The sequence below is a fragment of the Blastococcus sp. CT_GayMR20 genome (genome assembly GCF_004570345.1).
Genome location: NZ_SPQM01000279.1, coordinates 1 through 2,305, shown reverse-complemented (window position 1 = coordinate 2,305; position 2,305 = coordinate 1). Strand labels below are relative to the sequence as shown.

Below are 2,305 nucleotides of genomic sequence, written 5' to 3'. Positions count from 1 at the left end.
GGCGGCCGGCGCCGCCCCGGCCGCGCCGGTGACGACCGCCGCGGTGCCGGCGCTCGACGCCGCCACCGGCACCGGTGCGGCGCAGCCGCCGGTCGGTTCGCAGGTCGCCCGTCAGGTCGCCGTCCTCCGGGGCGGTCTCGACGGCACGCAGACCATGACCCTCGTCCTCACGCCGGAGAACCTCGGCCCGGTCGAGGTCTCGGTGACCCTGTCCAAGGGCACGGTCGACCTGACCCTGCGCGGCGCCCACGACATGGGCCGGGCGGCCCTGCTCGACGGCCTGCCGGACCTGCGACGCGACCTGGAGAGCGTGGGCCTCACCTGCTCCCGCCTCGAGGTGGACCGCGACACCGGCGGCTCCTGGCTGGCGCGTCACTCCGCCCAGCAGGGCGCACAGCAGGGCTTCGGCGAGCGCGGTGGTCACCAGGCACCGGGCGAGAACCGGTCACGACCCTGGGGCGCCCCTGCCGATACCGCAGTGAGCGGGCCGACCCCCACCCCCAACCGATCCACGTCGTCCGGCGTGGACTACCGCGTCTGAGAGAAGGAGTCATCCCCATGCCGGACGCAGTGAGCGGGGCCAGCGGCACCGCGACGACCACGGCCGTCACGACGGTGGAGCGCAAGGACCAGGGCAGCCAGAAGGACATGTTCCTGAAGCTGCTGGTCGCCCAGATGAAGTACCAGGACCCGGCCAACCCGGCCAGCTCCAGCGAGTTCATGGCACAGACGGCGACCTTCACGCAGGTGGAGAAGCTCGAGGAGATCGCCGCGCAGAACGCCTCGCTGCTCGCACTGCAGCGCTCGAGCAGCGCCGGCGCCCTCGTCGGGCGCACGGTCAGCTACACCGACGAGGCCGGTGCGGTGAAGACCGGCACGGTCACCTCCGTCCGCCTCGGCACGGACAAGACGGAGGCCACGGCGATCGTCGGCGGCCAGTCCGTCCCGATGGGCCGCATCACCGAGGTCTCCACCACCGCCTGACGTCCCCGCACCCCGGCTTCCCCCGACACCTGAGGAGTACCTCGCCATGCTTCGTTCCATGTTCTCGGCCATCTCCGGCCTCCGCGCCCACCAGACCAAGATGGACGTCACCGGCAACAACATCGCCAACGTCAACACGGTCGGCTACAAGGGCAGCCAGACCGTCTTCCAGGACACGCTGTCCCAGGTGATCCGGGCCGGCGGCGCTCCCGCGGCCGACCGTGGCGGCACAAATCCGGCGCAGGTCGGCCTCGGCGTCAAGGTCGCGGCCACGACCACCAACTGGACGCAGGGCGCGACCCAGTCCACCGGCCGCTCGACGGACTTCATGATCGAGGGCGACGGCTTCTTCGTGACCCGCAACGGCAGCGGCGAGCAGCTGTTCACCCGCGCCGGGTCCTTCGACTTCGACGGTGCCGGCAAGCTGGTCACCCCCGACGGCTCCATCCTGCAGGGCTGGATGGCCGACGCGGCCGGCAACGTCAACCCCAACGGACCGATCGGCGATCTGTCGGTGCCCTACGGCCAGCTGGTCAACCCGCAGGCGAGCACGTCCGGCATCATCGACGGCAACCTGCCCTCCGACGCCGCCATCGGTGCCTCGTTCCAAACCGGCATCACCATGTTCGACAGCCAGGGCGTGGAGCAGAAGGTCTTCTACAACCTGACGAAGACCGCGGCCAACACCTGGACCGTCCGGGTGGACCACGCCGACGGGTCCACCCTGCAGACGGTGACCGGCGTGACGTTCAGCGCCGCCGGCGCCCTGACCACTCCGGCCGCGCCGGGCCTACTGGCGGCGTTCAACCCGAACACGGTCGCCCCCGCGGGCCGCTACCCGAGCTGGAACAACAACGTCCAGATCGACATCTCCGGGCTGACCCAGTTCGGTGGCGCCAACACCCTCGGCGCCCCGAGCCAGGACGGCTACGCACTGGGCTCGCTGCAGTCGTTCCAGCTGGGCGCCGACGGCACGATCATGGGCGTCTACTCCAACGAGCTCCGCCAGCCCATCGGACGTCTCGCCCTGGCCTCGTTCAACAACCCCGGTGGCCTGGAGAAGGCCGGCAACAGCTCGTTCCGCGTCGGGGTGAACTCCGGCGTCGCGCAGGTCGGCACCGCGGGCGTCGGCGGCCGCGGGTCGCTGATGTCGGGTGCGCTGGAGATGTCGAACGTGGACCTCGCCGAGGAGTTCACCGGCCTGATCGTCGCCCAGCGGGGCTTCCAGGCGAACAGCCGTGTGATCACCAGCTCCGACGAGATCCTGCAGGACCTGGTCAACCTGAAGCGCTGATCCCGGCGCTGACCCGGACGCTGGCCG

General features: G+C 70.9%; 3 protein-coding genes. All 3 read left to right on the top strand.

The window, feature by feature from the left end; all coding sequences use genetic code 11:
• Positions 1 to 541 (top strand): flagellar hook-length control protein FliK (locus E4P40_RS27300; protein WP_135161423.1); only part of this gene is annotated, 541 nt, incomplete at its 5' end.
• A gap of 17 nt (positions 542 to 558) precedes the next feature.
• Complete coding sequence (locus E4P40_RS27295) at positions 559 to 984, top strand: flagellar hook capping FlgD N-terminal domain-containing protein (RefSeq protein ID WP_135161422.1); 426 nt, start codon at positions 559 to 561, stop codon at positions 982 to 984.
• Between the two features lie 46 nt (positions 985 to 1,030).
• The gene (locus tag E4P40_RS27290) at positions 1,031 to 2,278 is read left to right on the top strand and encodes a flagellar hook protein FlgE (protein WP_135161421.1); all 1,248 of its coding nucleotides are present in this window, start codon (positions 1,031 to 1,033) and stop codon (positions 2,276 to 2,278) included.
• Positions 2,279 to 2,305 lie beyond the last annotated feature (27 nt).

Bases quoted from the DNA above. Each gene is read 5' to 3' on its own strand.
- E4P40_RS27295 (WP_135161422.1), top strand. From the start codon at position 559: ATGCCGGACGCAGTGAGCGGGGCCAGCGGCACCGCGACGACCACGGCC.
- E4P40_RS27290 (WP_135161421.1), top strand. From the start codon at position 1,031: ATGCTTCGTTCCATGTTCTCGGCCATCTCCGGCCTCCGCGCCCACCAG.